This window comes from Lysinibacillus sp. CNPSo 3705, from assembly GCF_028674935.1.
Lineage (GTDB): Bacteria > Bacillota > Bacilli > Bacillales_A > Planococcaceae > Lysinibacillus.
This window is the reverse complement of sequence record NZ_JAQZSD010000043.1, coordinates 12,209-37,457: the sequence shown is the minus strand read 5'-3', so window position 1 is coordinate 37,457 and position 25,249 is coordinate 12,209. Positions and strand designations below refer to the sequence as shown.

22 protein-coding genes, 1 riboswitch and 1 other annotated feature (1 of these 24 only partly in view) are annotated in these 25,249 nt (G+C 38.4%); of the genes, 12 read left to right on the top strand and 10 right to left on the bottom strand.

Annotated features, from left to right (window positions below):
- Window positions 1–436: 436 nt before the first annotated feature.
- Together PVA17_RS17135 and ybaK are read left to right on the top strand one after the other, a co-directional pair.
- Window positions 437–1,153: a hypothetical protein gene (locus PVA17_RS17135; RefSeq protein ID WP_274068383.1), complete on the top strand. Its 717-nt coding sequence runs from the start codon at window positions 437–439 to the stop codon at window positions 1,151–1,153.
- A gap of 24 nt (window positions 1,154–1,177) precedes the next feature.
- Window positions 1,178–1,672 carry a Cys-tRNA(Pro) deacylase gene (ybaK, locus tag PVA17_RS17130; RefSeq protein ID WP_274068382.1) on the top strand — a complete coding sequence of 165 codons (495 nt, stop codon included), beginning with the start codon at window positions 1,178–1,180 and terminating at the stop codon, window positions 1,670–1,672.
- Window positions 1,673–1,755: 83 nt separating this feature from the next.
- On the opposite strand, the gene PVA17_RS17125 is transcribed toward ybaK, so the two are convergent.
- Window positions 1,756–1,938 (bottom strand): hypothetical protein, encoded by a 183-nt coding sequence (locus tag PVA17_RS17125; protein ID WP_274068381.1) that lies wholly within the window; start codon window positions 1,936–1,938, stop codon window positions 1,756–1,758.
- Between the two features lie 57 nt (window positions 1,939–1,995).
- Window positions 1,996–2,397, bottom strand: a complete 402-nt coding sequence (locus tag PVA17_RS17120) for a helix-turn-helix domain-containing protein (protein ID WP_274068380.1) — start codon at window positions 2,395–2,397, stop codon at window positions 1,996–1,998.
- A 478-nt stretch (window positions 2,398–2,875) separates the two neighbouring features.
- On the opposite strand from PVA17_RS17120, the gene PVA17_RS17115 reads away from it, so the two are divergent.
- Window positions 2,876–3,952 (top strand): nucleotide kinase, encoded by a 1,077-nt coding sequence (locus PVA17_RS17115; protein ID WP_274068379.1) that lies wholly within the window; start codon window positions 2,876–2,878, stop codon window positions 3,950–3,952.
- Window positions 3,953–4,010: 58 nt separating this feature from the next.
- Window positions 4,011–5,210 carry a glycine C-acetyltransferase gene (locus PVA17_RS17110; RefSeq protein ID WP_185903499.1) on the top strand — a complete coding sequence of 400 codons (1,200 nt, stop codon included), beginning with the start codon at window positions 4,011–4,013 and terminating at the stop codon, window positions 5,208–5,210.
- Between the two features lie 156 nt (window positions 5,211–5,366).
- On the opposite strand, the gene PVA17_RS17105 is transcribed toward PVA17_RS17110, so the two are convergent.
- From PVA17_RS17105 to PVA17_RS17085, 5 genes are all read right to left on the bottom strand, one after another.
- Complete coding sequence (locus tag PVA17_RS17105) at window positions 5,367–6,518, bottom strand: alpha-hydroxy acid oxidase (RefSeq protein ID WP_274068378.1); 1,152 nt, start codon at window positions 6,516–6,518, stop codon at window positions 5,367–5,369.
- Window positions 6,519–6,531: 13 nt separating this feature from the next.
- Window positions 6,532–7,203 (bottom strand): methionine ABC transporter permease, encoded by a 672-nt coding sequence (locus PVA17_RS17100; protein WP_132360181.1) that lies wholly within the window; start codon window positions 7,201–7,203, stop codon window positions 6,532–6,534.
- The gene (locus tag PVA17_RS17095) at window positions 7,196–8,221 is read right to left on the bottom strand and encodes a methionine ABC transporter ATP-binding protein (protein WP_248717760.1); all 1,026 of its coding nucleotides are present in this window, start codon (window positions 8,219–8,221) and stop codon (window positions 7,196–7,198) included. The genes PVA17_RS17100 and PVA17_RS17095 overlap by 8 nt, the downstream gene beginning before the upstream one ends.
- A 95-nt stretch (window positions 8,222–8,316) precedes the next feature.
- Window positions 8,317–9,150 (bottom strand): MetQ/NlpA family ABC transporter substrate-binding protein, encoded by an 834-nt coding sequence (locus tag PVA17_RS17090; protein WP_274068377.1) that lies wholly within the window; start codon window positions 9,148–9,150, stop codon window positions 8,317–8,319.
- Window positions 9,151–9,236: 86 nt separating this feature from the next.
- Window positions 9,237–9,341, bottom strand: a riboswitch (SAM riboswitch).
- Window positions 9,342–9,517: 176 nt separating this feature from the next.
- Window positions 9,518–10,687, bottom strand: a complete 1,170-nt coding sequence (locus PVA17_RS17085) for a pyridoxal phosphate-dependent aminotransferase (protein ID WP_274068376.1) — start codon at window positions 10,685–10,687, stop codon at window positions 9,518–9,520.
- 130 nt (window positions 10,688–10,817) lie between these two features.
- Here PVA17_RS17085 and PVA17_RS17080 point away from each other — a divergent pair, with 130 nt between their 5' ends.
- From PVA17_RS17080 to PVA17_RS17070, 3 genes are all read left to right on the top strand, one after another.
- Window positions 10,818–11,612, top strand: a complete 795-nt coding sequence (locus tag PVA17_RS17080) for a PhzF family phenazine biosynthesis protein (RefSeq protein WP_274068375.1) — start codon at window positions 10,818–10,820, stop codon at window positions 11,610–11,612.
- Window positions 11,613–11,693: 81 nt separating this feature from the next.
- Window positions 11,694–12,488, top strand: a complete 795-nt coding sequence (locus PVA17_RS17075) for a carbon-nitrogen family hydrolase (protein ID WP_274068374.1) — start codon at window positions 11,694–11,696, stop codon at window positions 12,486–12,488.
- Window positions 12,489–12,518: 30 nt separating this feature from the next.
- Window positions 12,519–12,830, top strand: coding sequence for a hypothetical protein (locus PVA17_RS17070; protein WP_274068373.1), 312 nt, complete (start codon window positions 12,519–12,521; stop codon window positions 12,828–12,830).
- Window positions 12,831–12,834: 4 nt separating this feature from the next.
- Here the strand turns inward: PVA17_RS17070 and PVA17_RS17065 are convergent, their stop codons facing one another.
- Window positions 12,835–14,403 (bottom strand): PucR family transcriptional regulator, encoded by a 1,569-nt coding sequence (locus tag PVA17_RS17065; protein WP_274068372.1) that lies wholly within the window; start codon window positions 14,401–14,403, stop codon window positions 12,835–12,837.
- 223 nt (window positions 14,404–14,626) lie between these two features.
- Between PVA17_RS17065 and PVA17_RS17060 the strand changes: the two genes are divergently transcribed.
- From PVA17_RS17060 to PVA17_RS17050, 3 genes are read left to right on the top strand one after another with little or no spacing between them, the layout of a single operon-like run.
- Window positions 14,627–16,036: an amino acid permease gene (locus tag PVA17_RS17060; RefSeq protein WP_274068371.1), complete on the top strand. Its 1,410-nt coding sequence runs from the start codon at window positions 14,627–14,629 to the stop codon at window positions 16,034–16,036.
- A 24-nt stretch (window positions 16,037–16,060) separates the two neighbouring features.
- Window positions 16,061–17,590, top strand: coding sequence for a CoA-acylating methylmalonate-semialdehyde dehydrogenase (locus PVA17_RS17055; protein ID WP_274068370.1), 1,530 nt, complete (start codon window positions 16,061–16,063; stop codon window positions 17,588–17,590).
- Between the two features lie 24 nt (window positions 17,591–17,614).
- Window positions 17,615–18,967 carry an aspartate aminotransferase family protein gene (locus PVA17_RS17050; protein WP_274068369.1) on the top strand — a complete coding sequence of 451 codons (1,353 nt, stop codon included), beginning with the start codon at window positions 17,615–17,617 and terminating at the stop codon, window positions 18,965–18,967.
- 164 nt (window positions 18,968–19,131) lie between these two features.
- On the opposite strand, the gene PVA17_RS17045 is transcribed toward PVA17_RS17050, so the two are convergent.
- The gene (locus PVA17_RS17045) at window positions 19,132–20,301 is read right to left on the bottom strand and encodes an FtsW/RodA/SpoVE family cell cycle protein (RefSeq protein ID WP_274068368.1); all 1,170 of its coding nucleotides are present in this window, start codon (window positions 20,299–20,301) and stop codon (window positions 19,132–19,134) included.
- A 622-nt stretch (window positions 20,302–20,923) separates the two neighbouring features.
- Between PVA17_RS17045 and PVA17_RS17040 the strand changes: the two genes are divergently transcribed.
- Both PVA17_RS17040 and PVA17_RS17035 read left to right on the top strand, forming a co-directional pair.
- Complete coding sequence (locus PVA17_RS17040) at window positions 20,924–22,597, top strand: methyl-accepting chemotaxis protein (RefSeq protein ID WP_274068367.1); 1,674 nt, start codon at window positions 20,924–20,926, stop codon at window positions 22,595–22,597.
- A 321-nt stretch (window positions 22,598–22,918) separates the two neighbouring features.
- Window positions 22,919–23,872, top strand: a complete 954-nt coding sequence (locus PVA17_RS17035; protein ID WP_132360208.1) for an L-threonine 3-dehydrogenase — start codon at window positions 22,919–22,921, stop codon at window positions 23,870–23,872.
- Window positions 23,873–24,007: 135 nt separating this feature from the next.
- Here PVA17_RS17035 and trpB read toward each other — a convergent pair whose 3' ends face one another.
- Complete coding sequence (gene trpB, locus PVA17_RS17030; RefSeq protein WP_274068366.1) at window positions 24,008–25,171, bottom strand: tryptophan synthase subunit beta; 1,164 nt, start codon at window positions 25,169–25,171, stop codon at window positions 24,008–24,010.
- A 59-nt stretch (window positions 25,172–25,230) separates the two neighbouring features.
- Window positions 25,231–25,249 (bottom strand) — a binding site (T-box leader); it runs 182 nt beyond the window's last position.

Below are 25,249 nucleotides of genomic sequence, written 5' to 3'. Positions count from 1 at the left end.
GAATGCTTCGGAAAACAACAGTAGAGTCACAGTGCCAAATGAAAAAAGCGAGGTATTCAACGATTTACTCGTTAAATACCTCGCGATGTGAGAAGATATAGACTTTTTCAGTGCCCTCCTTGTGAGGGGGCTGTTTTTTTAGTGGTGAATTAACACCATTTATAAAGTGGTAACGATAATAAATTTTGTTGAAATTAAATATTGAAATACTAAATGGATATAATATTGATAAATTAGTTAGGTCTTTGTATCTATTTTGTTGAAAGTGAAATATTTCTTTAGGATCTTAGTATTAATTTGCTCTTGAATTTGGTAAAGAAAATTCCGATAATTAGGGTACAGAAACTATTCTGAAGGAATAGATAAAGTTAATAGAGGAAATTATCATATCTATTATTTAACTTGCATATTAAATAAGAAAGCCGAGGTGAATCATATGAAACTATCTAGTTTAATAGAACAAGAAAGAATATCATCATACTATAATCGTAAAAAGATTTTACAGCGAAAACAAGCTGGAGATGCATATCGAAAAAGTGCACTGTATTTTCCACCAAAGAAAAATCCGTTATTGCTTGAGCTAGAAAATTTACTTTTAGGGCATACAGACCAAGAACTTTTTGAGCAACAAAAAGAGGCGTCAAAAGAGGTCACACCTCAACAGCAAGCAATCATTCAAGATATGCAACAGACGAAAAATGTGCTAGCTCATGAGCAAATGCAGCATTATTCACAGGTAGAGCGTATAAATGAGGAAGCGCCTATAGTAGATGATGCAAATGCCAAGGAACCGTTACAAATTTTAGAGCGGGTGCGGAATACTGCGCTGGGACCCGCGCAGCCATCATCACAGGATTTACGTGTAGCGGCAAGTGCAAATGTACAGCACATGCAAGCGCAATTCAATGGTCAAGAGGTAGATGACAGTGAGCCAGCTTTTGTACGAGAAGATATTGAAGTCAAAGTACCAGAACGTTTTTCGAAGGAATTGAAATTAGATCCATTTGTAGATACAATTTTCGGTAAGAGTTATGCGGAGGCATACAAGGTGCGAACATTTAAACACGCTTCTGAAAAGTATGCCACTCATATTCAAATGGCAAAAGGCGGCTATCGATCGAGAAATGACTCCTTGATCTCCATGATAGCCTAATGCTGCAGATGGGAGATTTTTGATATGGCAAAAGCAAAACATGCGAAAACAAATGCGATAAGATTATTGGAGCAACAAAAAATACAATTCGAAGTAATTGAATATGAGACTGGTGACGGCCAAGTTGACGGAATTTCGGTTGCTGAAAAAATTGGTCACCCAGTTGCTCGTGTTTTCAAAACATTAGTAGCAAAGGCAAGTGCACAAAAGCTTTTTGTATTTGTTATTCCTGTAGCAGATGAGCTTGATTTAAAAGCAGCTGCAAAGGTTGTAGGAGAGAAAAAAATCGACATGCTCCCGGTCAAGGAGTTACTAGGCTATACAGGCTATGTACGAGGCGGATGCTCTCCAGTCGGCATGAAGAAGCTTTATCCAACTGTCATCGATTCGTCGGCCCAAGAGCAAGGAAATATTATAGTGAGTGCCGGGAAAATCGGTATGCAAATCCACTTACAGCTAGATGATTTAGTCGCTGTGACAAAAGCAAATATTGCATTAATCACTACTACCCAAGAATGAAATGCTGGGTAGTTTTTTAATTGATAATTTGTAGCGGTAAACTGCTCAGCACAGAAGGAGATAACTCAGGTAACCCAATAATGTTACTTTCTTTTTGTTTTTTTTATTGTAGGGACAGGAGCAAATATAACCGTTACTATCAATCCAAAATATAAAGGATACTTTAAAAATTCATTTGTTGAATAGCCCAATAAATAAGGCATACCTAAAAACATCATTATTATACCAATGGCAAACAAAGCAATCCTAACTTTTTTACCATACATCTCCCTCCAAACTTAAGCTAATGTTAACTGACCTGCATCACAGGCATAATTGCGTGTTTAATTAAAAAATTTGTTCTTGTTATTTTTGATGTAGCTAATGACAATTGCAAAGTAAATAACAGCTATGAGATTAATGATACTTAATGTAAGACCTGATGGTTCGGACCAGGGAAGTACAAAAAGCCAAAATACTACTAAAATTGAACTCAGTACATATATCCATTTGAATAGATATGTCATTGTTAATTCCCTCTCTTCTTCTTTGATGCTTGTAGCTTTCAAGGAATTGTCTCCTTTCATTAATTCGTCAATACTAATATTGAATAAATCACTTAATGCAATAAGCGTTTCAATATTGGGATAACCTTTTTTAAGCTCCCATTTAGAAACGGATTGTCTGCTAATGTTTAATTTAATGGCTAGCTTTTTATAGAACTCTATGATTTCAACTCCTGTCATTTTATTTTTACTATAGCTTATGTAAGAATCGCAAAGTAGAATGATGTAATCTAAGAGTAGCAAACAGTTGAAACAGGTGGTTGCTATTTACGCAATTAGGTACTTTTGGTGAAAATAGATAGTTTTAGAATACTGAAAATGGGTTCTTTTTGTTTGCTGTAAAATATGGTGTGTATGTATATTATATCCATAAAAACTTAATAGTTCGACTTTATTTTGGGTATCCCTTTTTTACTATCTCGTTAGCCATCCATGTAGCACAAAAACCAGCTCTACACCACAGAAAATGAAAGATGATTAAGTTCTTTCATGGGAGTTTAATGGATTTATTCGAGAGGCTTTTATTGCCGGCACTCTAAGGGCATGAACTTATTCTATTAAATGGGAAGCTACTTTTATGTGTAAAAATTAAAAGTAGCTTCATTTTTTTTAAGGTTCCTTCATATAATGCAAGGCATAAGATAAAGGGGGATCGAAATTGAACGGAAATGTGACCTACTATTATGGACACGCACTGACTGGGCAAGGAATTAAACATTTATATAAAGAAATGATGGATGAGGCTGAACTAGTTTATATTTTACAGGGTGCACCGACGTTTAAAGGATCAGAACTTCTTAAAGAGCTTGGGTATTTTTATGTAAAGCAAGGCTTTGCGGTGGAGTGGTTTAAGCATGCTTTGCTGGAGGATATTGTTGAGGCAGTATATGTTCAAGGATGTAATCGATTATTTGTATGGTCATCAGGTTGGGGGATTGAACCGGTTTTCCTTGGAACAAAGCATCGGGTGATGTCATTTTATGATTGCTTAGAAGAAATCCAGCTTGAAAAGGTTGGCGAACAGCTCGCTACTGCAATGACGGAACGAGAGTCATGGCGTGAGAAGTGTATTTCGAAGCTTAATGATGCAATAAAGATCCATGATGATTGGGAAGTAGTCACACAGAGTTGTATGAACTGGCAGGCATTGAATGATCAGGTTGAAAATTTAAAGACAGATGTGTTCCAATCAATCGTCTTAAATAAAACAGGTGTGCGCACCCATCGCTTACTCGGAACATTAACACCGAGGGGTGCCGAAAATACCGTAGATAGCATAACAAAAAATGTATCTAGAAGATTGATGATCAAAGGGAAGCCAGGTACAGGTAAATCTTCGTTAATGAAAGGTTTAGCAGACGAAGCAAATGCAAGAGGGCTCGATGCACAAATTATTTGGTGCGGCCTGGATTCAAATTCAGTGGACATGGTCATTATCCCGGAATTGAATTTCTGTATTTTTGATAGTACAGAGCCTCATATCTTTGACCCACAGGACGGAAGACTAGGGGATGAAATTTTCGATATAGGGAAACATTGCGCAATTTCACAGGAGGCAGAAGTTCAAATTGAAGATATTCGGGCAAAGTATAAAGAGGCGATGCAGGATGCAATGGGCTATTCGAAGCGTTACGCGGAAGCGGAGTATACTATCCGGCGATTATTAGATAATTGTGTATCATCATCTCTTTGGCGAGAAAAAACTGCCCCACTATTCGAAAGATTAACAAAGTAATTTTTCTAATAGTATGCTTGTGCTACACTAGGAATTAGAATAGTGTTCTTAGGAAAGGATGATACGCTTGTCAAAAGTATTGAATGCATTTTTAGATGAAAACCTAAAAGCCTTACACGATCAAGGCTTATACAATGAAATTGATCCAGTAGAGGGAGCAAACGGACCAATTATTCAGGTGCGTGGCAAAAATCTAATTAATCTATCATCAAACAACTATCTGGGTTTAGCAACGAATGAAGATTTAAAGCGTATTGCCAAAGAAACAATTGAGACATACGGTGTAGGGGCTGGAGCAGTTCGTACGATTAACGGCACACTTGATTTACACGTAAAACTAGAGGAAAAGCTTGCTGAATTTAAAGGTACTGAAGCAGCGATCTCTTACCAATCAGGTTTTAACTGTAATATGGCAGCTATTTCAGCTGTTATGGATAAAAATGATGCAATTCTTTCAGACCAATTAAACCATGCGTCGATTATTGATGGCTGTCGTTTATCACGTGCGAAAATCATTGCTTTTAATCACTCAGATATGGACGATTTACGCGCAAAGGCAAAGGAAGCAAAAGAATCAGGCTTATATAATAAAGTCATGGTCATTACGGATGGCGTATTCTCAATGGACGGTGATATTGCAAAACTACCAGAAATCGTTGAGATTGCGAAAGAGTTTGATTTAATCACATACGTCGATGATGCACACGGATCAGGTGTAACAGGTAAAGGAAAGGGGACTGTGAAGCATTTCGGTTTAGAAAAAGAAATTGACTTCCAAATTGGTACACTTTCTAAAGCAATTGGTGTTGTTGGCGGATATGTAGCAGGTAAGAAAAATTTAATTGACTGGCTTAAAGTGCGTTCTCGTCCATTTTTATTCTCAACAGCATTACCACCAGGTGACGTAGCTGCGATTACAGCAGCAGTACAAATGTTGATTGACTCAACAGAGCTTCACGATAAGCTATGGGAAAATGGCGATTATCTAAAAGCGGGTCTTGCTAAGCTAGGCTTTAATATCGGTGAATCTGAAACGCCAATCACACCATGTATTATAGGTGATGAAAAGCTTACGCAGGAATTTTCTCGCCGCCTATTTGAAGAGGGCGTCTACGCTAAATCAATCGTTTTCCCAACGGTTCCAAAAGGTACAGGACGTGTTCGTAACATGCCTACAGCGGCACATACAAAAGAAATGTTAGACGATGCTCTAGCAATCTATGAAAAAGTCGGCCGTGAACTAGGCGTTATTCAATAAAAAAATGGGGCTTCCTCAATAGTGAGGTAGCCCTTTTTATATTAATGTTCCGATAAAATCTGAAATTGTTCCGATAAATCTCAAAATTGTTCCGATAAAACACAAATTTATTCCGATAAGTCTCTTATCTGCACCTCAAACTGCCGGACGCTATATTTACGCTCCATCCTTTTTCACTAATGTAATATCACGTAGTCCTTTTATAGATATTGCCCCCGCTAATGCGATAGAAACTTTTAATTCATCATATAAATTCGTCATTACTTTTTCGACTCCTTGCTGTCCTTCTAATGCAAGTCCGTAGACGAAGGGACGACCAATGGCAACAGCATCTGCTCCTAAAGCGAGTGCCTTAAGAGCATCCATACCCCGATACACACCGCTATCTAAAATAACAGGAATTCGTCCTTTTACAGCTTTCGCAATATCAGGAAGGGCATCTAGTGAACCAATTACGCCATCCAATTGGCGACCACCGTGGTTTGATACGATAATACCGTCAATGCCATTTTCAATAGCTAGTTTTGCGTCTTCAGGATGTAAGACTCCCTTCAGTAAAATAGGGAGATTAGAACGGCGCTTTAATTCACGTACATTGTCCCAATTTAATGTTGGATGGAATATATTTTGCAATACGCCTTGTATATATGACTCGAATGAATCATCTGGTAAGGAAGCAGTAAAAACAGGATCATTCATATAGTTTCCTCGTGCATACCCAAGCTTTAATGGTGAAAATTGATTACGAACATCCTCTTCACGCCAGCCAAGCATGACTGTATCTACAGTTAAAACGATAGCCTCAAAACCAGCTGCCTCGGCTCGAGCGGCCATGCTATAGGCAATTTCCTCATTTGTTGACCAATATAATTGAAACCATTTAGTAGCAGTGGGAGCTGTTTGTGCCACATCCTCGAGTGCATAGCTTGAAACTGTGCTTTGAATATAAGGGATTTTTAATTGATCAGCTGCACGTGCAACGGCTAGCTCTCCTTCGTCATGCGCCATTTTGTTCATGCCAACAGGGGCAAACAAGAACGGAGTTGGATATATTTTTCCGAACAGTTCAATCGATGTATCAATACTTGAAACATCTTGTAAAAAGCGTGGAATGATAGAGTATTTTTCAAAGGCTGTACGGTTATTCCTTAATGTTTGCTCGCCGCCAGCGCCTGAACGGATGTAACCAAATGGACCAGCTTCTAATTTTTCTGCAACTGCCTTTTCTAAATCTGTAAAGCAAATAGGGAAGGGGGCTTGTGCATTAATATTTTTTAACAGTAGATCGCTATGTGTTGTCTTTGTCATCATAAACCTCCTACTAATCTTTCTTTAACTTCGCAGCAAAGCGATTACCTAGTGATTGAATACTCTGCACGAGGATGATTAAGATAAACACTGTCGCATACATCACGTCAACCTCATAGCGTAAATGGCCGTAACGGTATGCGAGATCACCTAGACCACCAGCACCAACCATTCCCGCCATTGCTGTTGCTCCTATAAGACCGATTGTGGCAATCGTTAAACCTAAAATAATGGATGGGCGAGCCTCACGTAATAAGACGTTCCAAATAATATGGCGGCGTTTAATACCCATTGCTGTATAAGCTTCCACAACACCTGGATCTACTTCTAAAAGTGCTGTTTCCATAAGTCGCGCAATATAGGGCGCTGTATAAACAACAAGCGGCACAATAACACCTTTTACACCAATAGTTGTGCCGACGATTAGCTTCGTGAACGGTAAAATGAAAAATAGTAAAATAATGAACGGTACAGAGCGAATAATATTAATAAATAAATTGAAAAATTGGTAGAGAAATTTATTTTCAAACGATTGCCCCGGGCGAGTTAAAACGATTAAAAGCCCCAAAGGAATGCCAATTAAAATAGAAAAGAATAATGAAATCCCAACCATTTGGAAGGTTTCGAGAATGGATTTCCCAATAACATCTGACCAATCTGCAAAGAAGCTTTGAATGCTAGTCATGTAATTCGCCTCCTAATACCTCAATGCTTACCCCGTTTTCTGTAAAATACTTAAGTGCTTTTTCTACGATATGTGCTTCACCGTGTAGATGCACGACAATGTTACCGACAATGCCATTTTTTAATTCTATGATATTGGCTGATAAAATATTTGGTTGCACATCATAAACTTTACTCACTTCTGCTAGTAATGGTTTCCCCGTACTTTCTCCAAGGAATGTTAAACGAATAACACTTCCCGAAACATTTAATTGTTTGATAAGAGAAGGGGATAAATTACGTTGAGAAATGGTATTTAAAAATTTTCGTGTTGTTGGATGCTGGGGCTTCGAAAATAGTTCTATAGCAGAGCTATATTCCACAACTGCCCCTGATTCAAGAACGGATACAGCATCGCAAATTTTTTGAATAACATTCATTTCATGTGTAATAAGTAAAATCGTGATGCCTAGCTCACGATTAATTTTCAGGAGAAGCTCAAGAATGGCGTCCGTTGTTTCGGGGTCGAGTGCACTTGTCGCTTCATCACTAAGCAAAATCTCAGGCTCTTGGGCAAGGGCACGTGCAATAGCGACACGTTGCTTTTGACCACCTGAAAGCTGGCTAGGATAGCTATCTAATTTCTCCGTTAGGCCAACAATTTCTGCATATTTTGCAACGCGTTTTTTTACTTCAGAGTCGTTATAGCCAAGAAGCTTTAATGGTATCGAGATATTGTTATAAACAGTCGCTGTTTTTAAAAGGTTAAAATGCTGGAAGATCATCCCGATTTTTTGCCGAGTTTTGCGAAGGTCGTTTAGAGAAAGGGAAGTAATATCGACATGATCGATGAATACTTTTCCTGTTGTCGGACGTTCTAATAAATTCACACAGCGAATAAGGGTACTCTTTCCTGCACCACTGTAGCCAATAACCCCATGGATTTCACCTTTTTTGACATGCAGGTTAATACCATCTACTGCTTTGACGATACCATTTTTAGTTTTAAATTCTTTTGTTATATTTTCTAGTTGAATCATACGGTGATATCTCCTTTCTAAGTCCCTCTATAAAGCAAGAATCTGCTAGCTTTCCTGTAGGAGTCTCGCAGATTCTTGCTATACTTAATCGTCACTTACCAGCTTGGAATTACAGAGCCTTGGAATTTTTCTTCAATAAATTTGCGTACCTCATCAGATTGATAAGCTTCAACAAATTTTTTGATCGTTGGGTCATCTTTGTTTTCTGCACGCACCACAATGTAGTTCACATATGGAGAGTCTGTAGATTCTAAAAGAATGGAGTCTTTTTTAGGATTAATGCCAGCATCAAGAGCGAAGTTTGTATTAATGGCAGCTACATCTACTTCACTAAGCTGTTTAGGAATTTGTGCAGCCTCTAATTCAATGAATTTCAAATTCTTTTTGTTTTCTTCCACATCGCGAATAGATGCTGTTAAGTCTGCACCGTCTTTTAATTTAATGATGCCTGCCTCTTGAAGGACAAATAGAGCACGAGCCCCGTTCGTTGGATCATTCGGTAATCCGAATGTAGCACCACCTGGAACGTCATTCAATGATTTATATTTCTCAGAGTATATGCCCATAGGAGTTAAAATTGTTTTTCCTACTGGCACTAAATCTGTTTTGTGATCTTTGTTAAATGCATCGAGGAAAGGCTGGTGTTGATAGCTGTTTACATCAAGATCACCCTCGGCTAACGATGTATTTGGTAAAACATAATCAGAAAACGTTTTTAGTTCTACCTCTAAGCCATTTTCTTTGGCAACTTTTGCTGCAGCCTCTGCAATTTGTTCGTGTGGACCAGAAGTTACACCTACTACAATCTTATTTTCATTAATAGTCTTACTTTGACTATCCTTACTATTTTCTTTAGTACCACAGCCCACTAATGCTGCTACTAATGTAAGACTTGCTAAACCTAATAAAATCTTGTTTTTCTTTTTCATGAAACATACCTCCAAAGTTGTTTTATCGGTAATAAAAATAAAAAAACTCTCTTAAAAATTAAGAGAGGCTCATGAAAAATTGTCCTCTCTTATCTTTCAAACAATGATTGTTTGCTGGAATTAGCACCTTCCTTAAAAAAGGAGGTTGCCGAGCTTCATAGGGCCAGTCCCTCAGCTACTCTTGATAAGAGATTTATAATATTTTTTTGTAAATCCGATAGAACTAATATAAATTATAGGATTTAGTAAGTCAATTGAATTTTTGAAATTTTTTATTTTATTTTAATGTTTAGTCGCGAAAGAAGAGAGAGAAAAAACTGTCCCTATAGCAAGTCTGAGCTAATGGAACAGTTTTTGATTGAAATGTTCACGAGCTAAATAAGTTTAATTTTTCAATTCTGCTGATCGCTTCACGTAAGCGGTCTTCGCTAACAAGTAAACCAACCCGTACAAAGCCTTCACCATATTGACCGAAGCCATTGCCTGCAGCTACTGCGATATCAGCTTTGTCGAGCAATATATCGGCAAATTGTTCACTCGTAAAACCTAGTGGAACAGGGAGCCATGCAAAAAAAGAGCCTCTCGGTGCTGTTACTTGCCAACCAATTCGCTGAGCTTCTTCGATTAGGACGTTTCGTCGACGCTCATAAGTCGCTCTAAGCTTATCCGCACAACTTTGGGAAGCAGTAAGTGCAACTGCCGCAGCTTGTTGTACGGCAGGAAATTGACTACAAAATAGATGATCTTGAATAAGGTTAATGGCTGCGACAATGTCGGGGTTACCAACTGCGAAACCAATGCGCCAGCCTGCCATATTATACGTTTTGGATAATGTATACATTTCGATACCGACATCTTTAGCACCATCAGCTTGCAGGAAGCTGACAGGTTTATGGCCGTCAAATCCAATCGCTCCGTAGGCAAAATCATGTGCGACGATAATATTATGCTCTTTTGCAAAGCGTACTGTTTCCTCGAAAAATTCCAATGTTGCAGTACCGCCAGTTGGATTATTCGGGTAATTCAAGTACAGTAACTTCGCCTTTTCTTTTACTTCATCGGATAAAGCAGTATAGTCTGGCAGGAAATCATTTTCTGCGAAAAGAGGCATAACTTCAAAATTAACATCACCTAATACGACACCAGATAAGTAATCTGGATATCCAGGATCAGGTAATAGCATAGTGTCACCGGGGTTTAAAACAGCTAACGGTAGCTCAACAAGACCAATTTTCGTACCACCGAGAATAGCAACCTCTGTATCAGGGGCAATGTCCACATTGTATTCACGTTTGTAGAAGCTTGCTGCTGCTTGGCGTAATTCTGCTATGCCGCGAAATGGAGAGTATTGATGATTTTGAGGATTTTCTGCCGCCTCCTGTAATGCTTTAATAATGTGTGAAGGAGTGGGTTGATCTGGATTACCTTGACCAAGATTGATAACATCACGCCCTTCAGCAAGAGCAGCGTTTACTTTTTGCACAAGTGCTGCAAAAAATTGAGTTGGGAGTTGCTGTAGTTTTTTTGAGAATTCCATGCACGTCCACCTTTTTCAGAATATAATAATTATTGAAGATATGATGCACATAATATTACTTTTTTTAGTAATTGTCTAGAGTATTTTCAGATAACTAAAAATCAAAAGTGACGCAAATGAGGTGGGAAAATTGAACAAAGTCTCGTATTTTATCGTCAATGCTTTTACTACAGAGCTTTACAAGGGAAATCCCGCAGCAGTATGTTTACTTGATTCAACGATACCTGAGTCGACCATGCAAAAAATTGCTCAAGAGATCCCGGTACCAACAACAGCTTTTGTTCAAAGGAAGGATAATCATTTTTTTCTTAGATGGTTTACGCCTGCAAAGGAAATACCGATTTGTGGACACGGAACAATCGCTAGCGCTTTTTTACTTTGGAAACAAGGGATTGTACCTATCAATTCTTCGATTATATTCCAGACTGTAAGTGGCCCTTTACAAGCAAATTGGTTCAATGAATTAGTTGAAATAACAATTCAAAAGTATCAGTTAGAAGAGATTGAATGTCCTTTGGGGCTTGAAGAATGGCTAGGTGTGAAGCCAACATATGTAGGGAAAACAGAATTGGATTATATAGTGGAGTTAAGTCACGAAGAGTATATTGCATATTTCAAAGCTGATTTTCAAGCGATGAAACAGTTCCCGGTACGTGGTGTTTGTATTACAAGTCGTTCTAAAGATGAGGGGGTTGATATTGTCTCAAGATTCTTTTCTCCAGCACAAGGCATCGATGAAGACCATGTAAATGGTTCCACTCATGGTGCGCTAGGGCCTTACTGGTGTGCAAAATTATTAAAAGAAAGCATTGTGAGTAAACAGCTTTCAAAACGAGGTGGCTTATTGTACGTTACACCAAAAATAAAAGATGTTGCTATTGCGGGTTCTGCAGTTCAAGTATTAAGTGGTGAAATAATAATCTAAATATGGAGCTTAAACCATGGAAGTCAGGTTGATTTATTGTAGTATAAATACAGAACAGTACTGTCTAAAGGAGGAATAGCAATGAAAATTGGTTGTATTCAATTAAACGTAGGCTTTGGCAAAGTAGAAGAAAATTTTGCTCGCGCTGAGGACAAAATTCGTGAAGCGGCAAAACAAGGTGCAGAAATTATTGTGCTGCCAGAAATGTGGAATTCAGGCTATGCTCTTGAAAAATTATCAGAGCTAGCAGATGTGAATGGAGAGCGTTCGAAAGCATTTTTATCAAACCTAGCGAAAGAGCTTGGCGTACATATTGTTGGTGGCTCGGTTTCAACGAAGAAGGGTGATAAATTTTACAACACGATGTATACGTTTGATAAAAATGGTGTGCTAGTAGGCGAATATAACAAGGCCCATCTTTTCCGTTTGATGGACGAGCATTTATATTTAGAAGCTGGGGATGAAATGAATCGCTTTGCCCTTGGAGATATCGAGGCTGCAGGCGTAATTTGCTATGATATTCGTTTCCCTGAATGGCTACGCGCTCACGCCTTAGCGGGGGCAAAAGTATTGTTCGTGCCGGCACAATGGCCAACACCACGTATCGATCATTGGAAAACATTACTGCAAGCACGTGCCATTGAAAATCAATGCTTTGTGATCGCTGTTAATCGTATTTCTAGAAAAGTAGAGAACTTTAATGGTCAATCAATGATCATTCAACCGTGGGGCGAGGTGCTATGGGTTGGTGCAGAGGACGAAGAAGTAGCTGTCATCGACGTGGACTTTTCAATTGTCGATGAAGTAAGAGGCCGAATTCCTGTTTATGACGACCGCAGACCTGGATTATACAACGGGGTAGTTACCGAAAACTAAAATCTGCTAGCACGCTCAAAAGGGTAAGCAATGTTGAGCGTGCTAACCGATGAACAGAAGAACATCGCTGATAAGGGGGAGGAAATCGCTGATAAACAGATGAAAATCGCTGATAAGGAGGGGAAAATCGCTGATAAACAGGTGAACATCGCTGATAAGGAGGAGAAGATAGCTGATAAGCAGAAGAACATCGGTGATAAGCATGCGAACAACGCCGGTAACCCGGTGAACAACGCCACTACCCCTGCGAACAACGCTGCTAACCCAATGAATAACGCCGCTAAACCGATGAATATCGCCGCTACCCATGCGAGCAACGCCACTAACCCAATCAACAACTAAGAAATTAACTGTTCTCCTCTATTAAAGAATTGGCAAGCAACATAAATTCAAGTGTAATTCGATTATGGCCCTTCATGAAATTTTCCCCTAAGAGACTTTCAAGCTTTTTTAAACGATGGTAGAGTGTTTGGCGTACGATGAACAGTTGGTTGGCTGTTTGTTGTTTGGAACCATTTGTTTGTAAGTATACCTGTAGAGTTTCTAATAGCTTACTGTTATATTTTTTGTCATATTCAATAACAGGCTGCAAATAATCTTGAATTACTTCCTGTAAATTGACTTGCATCTGTAATTTATAGATGAGGTGATACAGATGTAAATCATCGTAAAAATAAGAAGTTGTTTGTACTTTACTGCAAATATACAAAGTTTCGAGGGCCGTTTGGTAGCTCTTTGGTATTTCTTCTACGTCTGCAACGACCTTGCCAATGGCGATTTGATAACCTTGGGCCGTTTGTTTTTTATAAAAATCGGTTTTCTGTACGGAAGAAACTAACGAATTCAATACTTCGCGACTCGATTTGCTATCCTTCTTATGGAGTAAAATAAAAATGACATAGCTTTTTCTTTCAAATAAAAATGGTATAAAACCATTCTGCTCAAAAAGGTTTCGATAGTAGAGCTTACTATAGACAATATCCTCCTGCACCTTAGAGACTGCATGAGGAGTTGCTAAAATAAAAACGGTTCCGCTAGTAAGTTTATAGTTAGAATGATGGGTTACGATAAATTTATAAATTTCCTCTTTCGATAGTTTTTGGTCGATCCAATCCGCTAAAATAGAGGCATCCTCAATGTCCCTTTTCTCTTCAATATAAAAATCTCTCATTAACAGCTGTGCCAAGGCAGTAGCTGTACGGTCTAAAATAAGTAATTCGAACTCAGAGAATAGACCATCTTCTCTATAGAGCGTTAAATCTGCATAATGCTGATCAAATATAAAGATGGGCTCATTTTTAACTACGGGTGCTGACTTTTCCAGCGAAACTAGTTGTCGGCGCTTAGTATGCGGCATATTAGGAAAAAAGATAGGCTCTCGACCTTTAATAGCGAAGATAATTTGTGTCTTCAATTCATGATACATATTTTGTAAAATTTCTTCTGCGTTTTGTCCTAATAAAGCATTTTTATTTAATGTTTGAGAGTAGGATTCTAAAGTAGAGATCATTAAATATTGCTGATTCATAATTTGACTATGTAAATCCTGTGTAATACGGACGAAAGGAACTGTGTCATGAAAAACGATAATAGGGAAGCTATGACGATTAGCAAGAGCTACAATCACTTCCGGGATGGTCTGTATGGAAGTCCCGTATTCAATGCACAATGCCGCGCAATTTTTTTCGATTAAAGATTCTACGAAAAAGATAAAGTTATCGATGCTGTGCTGAAGGCTAATCCCTGTTGTTAAAACTAATTCATCACCAGCTAGAAAATTATCTACTTGTATAACTTCAATGACATGGGCCCACTTGACAATTCGTAATAATCCATCCTCACCAGCTACAACCTCCGCGCTTTGGAAGTGTGTGTTTTCTAATACATCCTTCACTTGAAGCTTAAATTGACTCATGTTAACCTCCCGCCTTTTAACATAGACATTTTCTAGTTTTCTCATTGATGTGTTGTTTTTGCTGAAATTAACTTAAATATCGTATTTTTAGAATGTTTAGTCTATTTTACATTATGTTTAAAACAAATGCATAGAATTTTACAGTTTGTCTATACCTTCGTTTCAATGTAACTAGTAAAATTTTTGTAAGCGGTAATCCAATCTATAAAAGAGGTGAACAGATATGGAGCAACAGACGCATTTACAAAGAGGGTTAAAGAAAAGGCATATGACGATGATCGCTATTGCGGGGGTTATCGGAGCTGGCTTATTTATGGGAAGCGGCTCAGTGATTAACTTAGCCGGCCCTGGCGCAATTTTATCTTATATCTTTGCGGGTATTATCGTTATTCTTGTCATGCGAATGCTTGGGGAAATGGCAGCTGTCAATCCAACAAGTGGATCATTTGCGCATTATGCACATGAAGCAATTGGTCCTTGGGCTGGTTTTATGATTGGTTGGTTATATTGGTTTTTCTGGGTTGTTGCCATTGCTTTAGAGGCAACAGCAGCTGCTGCGATTATTCAATATTGGTATGATGGCATTCCTTTATGGCTACTAAGTCTTATATTAACTGTAGCACTTACTTTAACAAATGCCCTTTCCGTAAAAGCTTTTGGTGAATTTGAATATTGGTTCTCTCTTATTAAGGTTGCAAGTATAATAGCTTTCCTAGCACTTGGTGCATTTATTATCTTTGGAATCGCACCTAATTTTGATGCGGTAGGTACTGCTAATTTAATCGGTGAGGGTGGCTTTTTACCGAATGGATTCGGTGCTGTCCTGATGGGTGTAGTCATTGTTATTTTCTCCTTTATGGGCACAGAGATTGTTGCGATTGCAGCAGGGGAATCTGACGAACCGTTAGCAGCGGTGACAAAAGCTACAAATTCAATTACTTGGCGTATTTTGATTTTCTACGTTGGGTCGATAACGGTAGTTGTCACATTATTACCTTGGCATTCCTCAAGTATTTTAACGAGTCCCTATGTAGCAGTATTGGATTACATCGGTATTCCCGCAGCTGCGCAAATCATGAATTTTGTTGTCTTAACAGCGGTTTTATCGTGCTTAAATTCCGCGCTTTATGCGACATCTCGAATGGTATTTTCTTTAGCGGAGAAAGGGGAAGCCCCGAAAGCATTTTTGAAATTAAATAAAAAGGGAGCACCTGTTAATGCCATATTAGCAGCGACATTCTTCTCTTATATTGCCGTTATTATGAATTATGTTTCACCAGATAAAGTATTTATGTTTTTACTTAGTTCATGTAGTGCAATTACGTTGATTCTTTACTTAATCATTGCTTTTTCACAATTAAAAATGCGACGGAAAATTGAGAAAGAAAATCCCGAACAATTAAAAGTGAAAATGTGGTTATTCCCCTATTTAACGTATTTCACTATATTAGCTACAACAGCATTACTGATCGCTATGTTCTTTATTGAATCAATGCGTTCGCAAATTTTATTTACATGTATTGTAGTAGCGGTCGTGATGATTTTCTATTTAGTTACACAAAAGAAAAAATGGTTAAAACCGGTAGAGAAAGCAAGTTCTATTTTCCAAAAGGAAGAATTGGATCTTGAATAATGATAACTAAGGAGTGGGGAAATTATGACAGTTCAACAAAAATTGAAAACGCTTACGCATTTTATCAATGGTGTTGAAACAGCAGGTACTAGTGGTCGTTTCTCGGAAGTTTATAATCCAACAACAGGAGAGGTCATTGCGCAAGTTCCGTTAGCGACTAGAGATGAGGTAAAGCAAGCTATCCAGCTAGCGAAAGTAGCATTCCCTGCATGGAAAAAGACATCGATTGGTAAACGGGTGGAGGTTTTGCATCGTTTCCGTCAGTTGTTAGTTGAAAGACAAGATGAGCTCATCGAAATAATTTGTGAGGAAAGTGGGAAAACGAAGGAAGATGCTAAGGGTGAAATAGTTCGTGGCATTGAATCTGTAGATATGGCAATAAGTGCCCCGCAAATGCTGAAAGGGGAATACTCGGTTAATGTAGGCGGCGATATTAATGCCTTTTCTGCAAAAGCTCCACTTGGAGTTGTTGCAACAATTGCTCCATTTAATTTCCCTGTTATGGTCCCGCTGGCGATTACAAGTATGGCAGTAGCGGTAGGAAATGCAGTTATTTTAAAACCGTCTGAGCGTGTGCCAATCTCGGCCTTATACTTAAGTAACTTATGGAAAGAGGCAGGACTGCCAGATGGAATTTGGACAGTCGTGAATGGTGATAAAGTGGCGGTTAATGAACTGCTGGAAAATAAAGAGATACAAGCCATTTCATTTGTTGGATCAACACCTGTTGCGGAGTATATTTACCAAACAGGAACGAAGCACAATAAACGAGTTGCTGCATTTGGTGGCGGCAAGAACTTCATGATTGTCATGCCAGATGCAAACCTAGAGCAAACAGCTAATGCCTTTTTAGGTGCAGCGTATGGAGCGGCGTCTCAACGTTGTATGGCTATTTCAGGAGCAATCGTCGTCGGGAAAGATACTGAACAACGCTTTACAGAGATAGTAAAAGAGAAAATCCTAAAATTAAAGGTTGGCCCATATACAGATGACGAGGTAGACTTTGGCCCAGTTATTACGCAGCAATCAAAAGATACCATTCTTCGATATATCGACGGTGCTATTACAGAAGGAGCTAATCTTGTGACGGATGGTCGAAATCCGAAAATATGTGAAACATCTAAAGGCTTTTATCTTGGTCCGACATTGATAAATAATGTAACGCCAGAAATGACTATTTTTAAAGAGGAGGTTTTTGGCCCTGCACGTATTGTTGTAGGCGTTGAATCCTTACAAGAAGCTATTGATTTAATTAATAATCACGAACTTGGGAATGGTGTCACGATGTTTACGGGTAGCGGCTCGGCAGCGCGCAAATTCCAAGAAGAAATTGAAGTAGGTATGGTAGGCGTTAATGTTCCGATTCCGATTCCAGTTGGCTATCACAACTTTGGAGGATGGAAGCGCTCTAAGTTCGGTGAAGGGCATATGTTTGGGCCAGACCAAGCACGATTCTTTACGAAAGCGAAAACAATTTCTGAACGCTGGCCTGATGAAACAGAGGATACAACAAGTTCATTTGCGTTCCCAAGCAATAACGATGTAAATAAGTGAAAAAACATGAAGGGGTGTATAGATATGGTTCAAGTAAATCTTAAAAGTGATATTTTAAAAAAAGATGAACAATATGTATGGCATTCAATGAAACCCTATAATCCACAAGCAACATATGTAGTAGAAAAATCAAATGGTGCAAGGATTGTTGATACAGATGGCGTTGAATACATCGATGCAATGGCAGGATTGTGGTGTGTAAATGTAGGTTACGGTCGCAAAGAATTAGCAGATGTAGCACATGAGCAAATGATGAAAAATGCATATGCTCCTTTATCGCAGGGACATTTACCTGCAGTTGAACTGGCTGAAAAGATTAATGAAATGCTTGGTGGAGATTATGTTATTTTCTTCTCTAATAGTGGGTCAGAGGCTAACGAAACTGCGTTTAAAATTGCGCGTCAGTATCATCAACAAAAAGGGGAAAGCTCTCGCTATAAAATTGTTTCTCGCTACCGTGCATATCACGGAAGTTCTTTTGGTGCATTGGCTGCGACAGGGCAAGCGGAACGAAAATATAAATATGAACCATTATCTCCTGGCTTTATCCATGTAGCACCACCTGATCAATATCGGGAACATGAAAGTGATACACTTGCCCCAACAGAATTAGCAAGCGTCAAGGCTGTAGATAAGACGATGACGTGGGAGCTAAGTGAAACAGTAGCCGCGATGATTTTAGAGCCAATTATTACAGGTGGGGGAGTCATCATGCCTCCGGAGAACTATTTAAAGGGCATTGAAGAAGTGTGTAAAAAACATGGAGCTTTAATGATTGTAGACGAAGTAATTTGTGGCTTTGGTCGAACAGGTAAGCCATTTGGATTTATGAACTACGGTGTTAAACCTGATATTATTACGATGGCAAAAGGAATTACAAGTGCCTATTTACCATTATCAGCTACAGCGGTAAAACGGGAAATTTATGAGGCATTTACCGAGTCAGATGCATACGGTTATTTCCGCCATGTCAATACATTTGGCGGATCACCAGTCGCATGTGCGGTCGCATTGAAAAATATTGAGATTCTTCAGCAAGAAGCATTATTTGAAAGATCTAGTGAGGTTGGAGCTGCTACTCTGCAAGCACTTCAGCAAGCATTGAATAATCATCCGAATGTTGGGAATGTTCGCGGCAAAGGTTTATTAATTGGCATTGAGTTAGTTTCAGATAAAACGTCGAAGGAGCCTTTACCAATAGATAAAGTAAATGCTGTTATTGCTGCATGTAAGGCGCAGGGTGTTATTATCGGTAAAAATGGTGCCACTGTTGCAGGCTTTAATAACGTATTAACATTATCTCCACCACTTAATATCGTACAAGAGGATCTTGATACAATTATAAAAGTTGTCATTGATAGTATTCATAAAATTTAAATGTAAAGCTGTCTCAAAAGTCGTAGTAACACTTTTGAGACAGCTTTTTGATCTTACAGCATAAGAAAGGCTAGGCGCACTATGAGTATGAATAAAATAACTCCTGCCAGAAATAGTAATAATAAAATTCTCTTTTTTAAAGTATCATTCATACGAGCCTTCACCTACTCTTTTGTTGTTTTAAATATGTAGCCGCTATAAGAATTATAGATAATTAGCACAATGCCCATTAACATGAAATTTGATATGAGGGAACTACCGCCATAACTTAAAAATGGCAAAGTCATACCTGTTACAGGTAAAAGTCCAATTGTCATACCGATATTTTGCGTAATTTGGAAGGCTAATAAACTAGCAATGCCAGCTCCCATCAATGTCATAAATGGGTCCTTTGCTTCTACTGTAATGAGAACAATACGGTAAATAACAAAAAACAGAAGAGTAATGACAAATGCCCCTCCAATGAAGCCGAACTCTTCAGCGATGTTGGCAAAAATGAAATCGGTATGCTTTTCTACGACATAGACATTATTTTTCATGTAACCTTTTCCAGTAAACTGCCCTGTACCAATTGCTGAAAATCCCTGCCTTGTTTGAAAAGATGAGTCAGGATATTCATGTGGTTGCAACCAGCCATAAATTCGAGAAATTTGATGCCCTGATAATTTATTTAAAATTTTATCTGTAAAAAAATCATTAAACTTTACATAAAGAATAACCACTACGCTGAGAATTGATACCGGAATGGCTGTAAAGAGTATAAGTAATTTTTTTTGTATACCTGAAAAGAAAATCATCGGTATAATCATCGACATATAAAGCATGACCATGCCCGTATCTGGTTGCTTGTAAACAGCAAGCGTAGGTGGAAGAGTGATAACAGCGATGATTAAGAGTAGTCGCATATCCGTTAAAAAGGTAGGGCGCTCATATTTCTCTCGATGTGCAACAATAACCTTACTGACTACGATTAAAAACGCGAACTTTAAAAACTCTGACGGCTGAATAGATCCTAAAACTGGGATTTGGTACCAGCGTTTTGCTTCATTTATAGTCCGAGCTATACTTTCTGGTGCAATAAATAAGCCAAATGTTAATAAGACCATCGCCCAATAAAATGGCCAGCCAATCTTTTTTAGTTGCTCGATATCAAGCTTTGCTACTCCAAACATAATTAAAAATCCGATTAGGTAATAAAAAAATTGCTTTGTAATAAACGAGCTTGTATACTGCTCAAACACCGTGCTACTGGAATGAACAAAGAGACAACTAATAATACCGAGCAATGCCAAGCTAATAACTAAACTTTTATCTAATTTATTAAACTGTAACATTCACACACCTCCCTTTTGAGTAATTTTGCCTTAGCGGCCGCTTCGCTTTCGCGCAGAAACAATCGCCGCTGCCGCTCCGCTTTCGCGCAGAAACAATTGCCGCTGCCGCTCCGCTTTCGCGCAGAAACAATTGCCGCTGCCGCTCCGCTTTCGCGCAAAAAACAATTGCCGCTGCCGCTTCGCTTTCGTACTAAAAACACTTAGCAGAAGCTTGATAAACCATACTATTAATAGACAACGATAGGAAATTCAGAAGGTTGCAAGTTAAATGATTATTATGATTATTAAAAGTTATAACCAATTTTGCTATTTTGTTAATTTTACATTTGGAGTGAATTCGTAGGGTTACTAAGATAACGTTTGATTTAGATACGGAAGAAAAGCAGTGGGAGGTTACGGGCAAAGCGAAGCTCTTCATCAGGTAATTTCCGAATCAAACTGGTATGTCCCTAAAGGCATTTATGGGGACTAATATCATGTTACCTCGAGGGGAATATGCGCCGATTATATTAGGAGTAATGGGATTATTTTCACAACATTTCGTGTAATCTTTACAAAAACATAACACTGGCTTTAAATCTTCATACTATCATTATTGGTAAGAGTTGGAGAAGGAGCCGAGATGATGCATTTTTTTCGATACATAATGGTGAAGGACAAGTTACTTATACTGATGATAGTTTGTGTACTATCAAATGTATTGCTAGGTATTTTTAGTGTTGATTATTTACGGAAAATGTCATGGCATGCAAGTGAAAGCTATACTGAAGGACTTGTACCGATCGGATGGTTAAATAAACTAGAGGAATCACAACGACAATTAGATTATTTAGTAGATTCAGCCGGAGCTTATCAAGAAATGACTGTCATTTTAAAAAACGCTGAGCAGCCTTTAGAACATTTAGTAAGTCTAGAAATCGATAAAAAGATGAACCATCAGATGAAGAAATTTAAAACTTTACTAGCACAGCAGGTAGAAATGATCAATAACTATAAACAATTGGGCCAAAAAGAACAGCAACAATTTTATGGTCAGTCTTATTTACCTGTAAGCCAGCAAAGTCATTCATTATTAGAAGAAACTCAAAGCTATTTAGTTCAGCGGGCTAAAGAACAGCAACAGGCATACCAGAAAGATGTGCAATTTGGTTATTGGCTATTAGGGGGAGTATGTTTATTTGTTGTTCTGTTAGTAATCTGTATAGGTTTTGTAGCAACAAAAGCTGTGAATATACCAACGCGTCAATTGAAGTCATTATTAAAGCGTGCGGAGCAGGGAGATTTCACAGCGAATGCCAGTTATGTGGCGCAGGATGAGCTGGGCGAGGTAGTATTGTCTTATAATCAGATGACAACAGAGGTGAAAAGACTACTTCATACAGTATCAAAAAGTGCACATGATGTTGAAGAAATGACTGGGAAACTGCAGGAATCCTCCGAAAAATCGTCTAACACGACGCACAAAATTGCAAAGGATGTACAGTCTATTTCAGATTCAACTGCTGCTTCTACTAAAAAATTAGCTTCGAATACAGCATCTCTAGAGGAAGTGCTAAATAATGTGCAAGTAATATTAGAAAAAGTGCAGGTTGTTGAAAATTTTGCTCATAAAACTGCGAGTGATGCAGAAAGTGGTACGGAAATTGTACAGGCGAATTTAACTCAAATACAGGCCATTAAACGCGCAGTTGAACAATCGAATACAGCCATTTTTAATCTTGTAGAGAGAGCAGCTACAATCGATCAAATGGTTGAAGTAATTGAAAAAATTACTGCGCAAACAAACCTTCTAGCCTTAAATGCATCTATTGAGGCTGCTAGGGCAGGGGAGCATGGTAAAGGATTTGCGGTGGTAGCCAATGAAGTTCGCAAGCTTGCAGAGCAAACCGTTCTTTCAACCCAAACGATTACGTCCATTGTACAAAATATTCATTTAGATTCCAACTATGCTGTGCAAATGATGGAGGGTGTGTTAGTCGCAACTGAAAAGGGAGTGCAGGTTACAGGAGATACGGCAACAAGCTTCGATCATATTTTAGAAAAAGTACATACAATGAAGCCATATATAACGGAAGTATCTACAACTATTCAAGAAATTGCCAACCATACGAAAAAGGTTAGTGAAGACGCGGTAATGTTAACTTCATTTTCTGATACGAATGCAGCATCCACTAAACATGTAGCTACATTAACAGCCGATCAATTAACCGCACAGCAGCAATTCCATGATTATATTAAAGAGCTACATAAGGTATCAAAAGTTTTACAAATAGCCGTAAAGCGTTTCCGTATTTAATAACAACAAAAGGATCTTCTTTGTCAACAAAGGAGGTTCTTTTTTTTGAGTAGTATTAAACAAAATTTATATTGCTTGAATGTACACCTGAGTTGTACATATGTATTTTATATGTTTTTCTAGCACAATATTTTATAGGTCTCATATACTGTTGGTGAAGGATTCTTTGCTCTGTTTTTTAAAATTGAAAATATTGTGGTTGTATTTTTAATATGAACACTTTATAATGAAATTCATCAGAAGTGTTATTAAATCAATGTTTGGTTATATATTATTGTACCCTCGGAGAGTACAATTGTTCACAGGTGGAGGTTTGGAGAAATGGAAAAGATAATGGTTACAGGAGCACTAGGTCAAATAGGTTCTGAGCTTGTAGAAAAACTTCGTGGTATTTATGGAGAGGACAATGTGTTGGCGACAGATATCCGGAAGCTTGAGCATTCTAAAGGTCCATTTGAAGTATTGGACGTGACGGATGGACAAAGAATGCATGATTTAGCGAAAGATTTTGGTGCAGATACAATGATGCATTTAGCGGCGTTATTATCGGCAACAGCAGAAAAAAATCCTTTGCTAGCGTGGAATTTAAATATGGGCGGTTTAATGAATGCGTTGGAGGTTTCGCGTGAATTAAGCTTGCAATTTTTTACGCCGAGCTCAATAGGCGCATTTGGTCCATCGACACCAAAGGATAATACGCCACAGGATACATTACAGCGTCCAACAACAATGTATGGGGTAAATAAAGTTGCTGGTGAGCTGTTATGTGATTATTATTTCAATCGTTTTGGTGTAGATACTCGCGGTGTACGCTTCCCTGGGTTAATTTCATACGTAACTCCTCCTGGAGGCGGTACAACAGACTATGCGGTAGAGATCTTCTATGAGGCGATCGAGCAAGGGAAGTATACATCTTATATTCAAGAAGGTACGTATATGGACATGATGTACATGCCAGATGCATTGCAAGCTATTGTAGATTTAATGGAAGCCGATAGTAGCAAACTAATACATCGCAATGCCTTTAATATCACTGCAATGAGCTTCGAGCCATCTGAAATTGCGGCGGAAATTAACAAGCATTTGCCACATTTTCGTATGAATTATCATGTAGACCCGGTTCGTCAAGCGATTGCAGATAGCTGGCCAAATTCTTTAAATATCGAAGCCGCACAAAAAGAATGGGGCTTTAAAGCACAGTATGATCTAGCAAAAATGACAGTTGATATGCTAGATAAATTAAAAATTAAACTACAGACAAAAGCCTGTTCTTAAATAAAAATTCCTAAAAGTGGACGAAGAATTTAGTTTTCTTCGTCCTTTAGTGTTGGATATCTTTATGAATGCTGGCCGATTCCAGATGTAATTTAAAAGAGCGATTTCCACAAAGGGAAGTCGCTCTTTCGCTTTTTATCTACTTAACATTTGAAATACTTGTTCTACGTCTTTGTCTCCGCGGCCAGAGATATTGATAATAATGCTCTCTTCCGGTGATAATGCTGGCGCAAGTTTTAGTGCATGAGCAACTGCGTGGGAGCTTTCTAGTGCCGGAATAATTCCTTCAACCTTTGACAGCACTTGGAATGCTTCAAGCACTTCTTCATTCGTCACCGTTACATATTCTCCACGACCAATTGTTTTTAAATAGCTATGCTCTGGACCAGCTCCAGGATAATCTAGTCCAGCAGCAATTGAATACGTTGGTAGTGGATTGCAATCTGCATCTTGCAATACTAAACATTTGAAGCCGTGTAATTCACCGGGTGTTCCTTCATTTAATGTAGCTGCCTTATCGGGTTCAATGCCGATGAGGCGAACATTTTCATCTGCAATATATTCTGCAAACGCACCGATCGCATTACTGCCGCCACCGACACAAGCAAGTACTGCTGCTGGTAGCTTGCCTTCTTTTGCTATAATTTGTTCACGACTTTCACGGCTAATGACTGATTGGAAATGCTTGACCATTGAAGGGAATGGGTGAGGTCCTACAGCAGAACCTAGTAAATAAAAAGTCGTCTCATAGTTTTCCACTAAGTCAGCAAATGCTTCATCTACAGCATCCTTTAGTCGCCCTTGACCTTTATCAACAGCTACTACCTTTGCACCAAGAAGCTCCATACGGAAGACATTTAATGCTTGACGCTTTGTATCCTCTAAACCCATATAAATGGTGCAATCCATTCCGAACATTGCACAAGCCGTTGCTGTTGCTACACCATGCTGACCCGCACCTGTTTCGGCAATCACACGATTAGCACCCATGCGCTTTGCTAATAAAATCTGTCCGAGGACGTTATTAATTTTATGTGAACCTGTATGGTTAAGATCTTCACGCTTTAAATAAATTTTTGCGCCGCCTAATTGTTTTGTTAAATTTTCAGCAAAATAAAGTGGAGATTTGCGCCCAATATATTCATGGAAATAATAATCTAGCTCTTTATTAAAGTCTTCATCGTCTTTATATTTTTGGAAGTTTTCATCTAAAATATTTAATACATTTTGAAGTTCAGCAGGAACAAAGCTACCACCAAATTCACCGAAATATCCTTTTTTCTCTACTACTATACTCATCTTCTCTCGACTCCTCTTCTCTAATTTTCCCATAAAAAAAGTCACTACAATCCTTCTGTAAAAAGGACGAGTAACCGT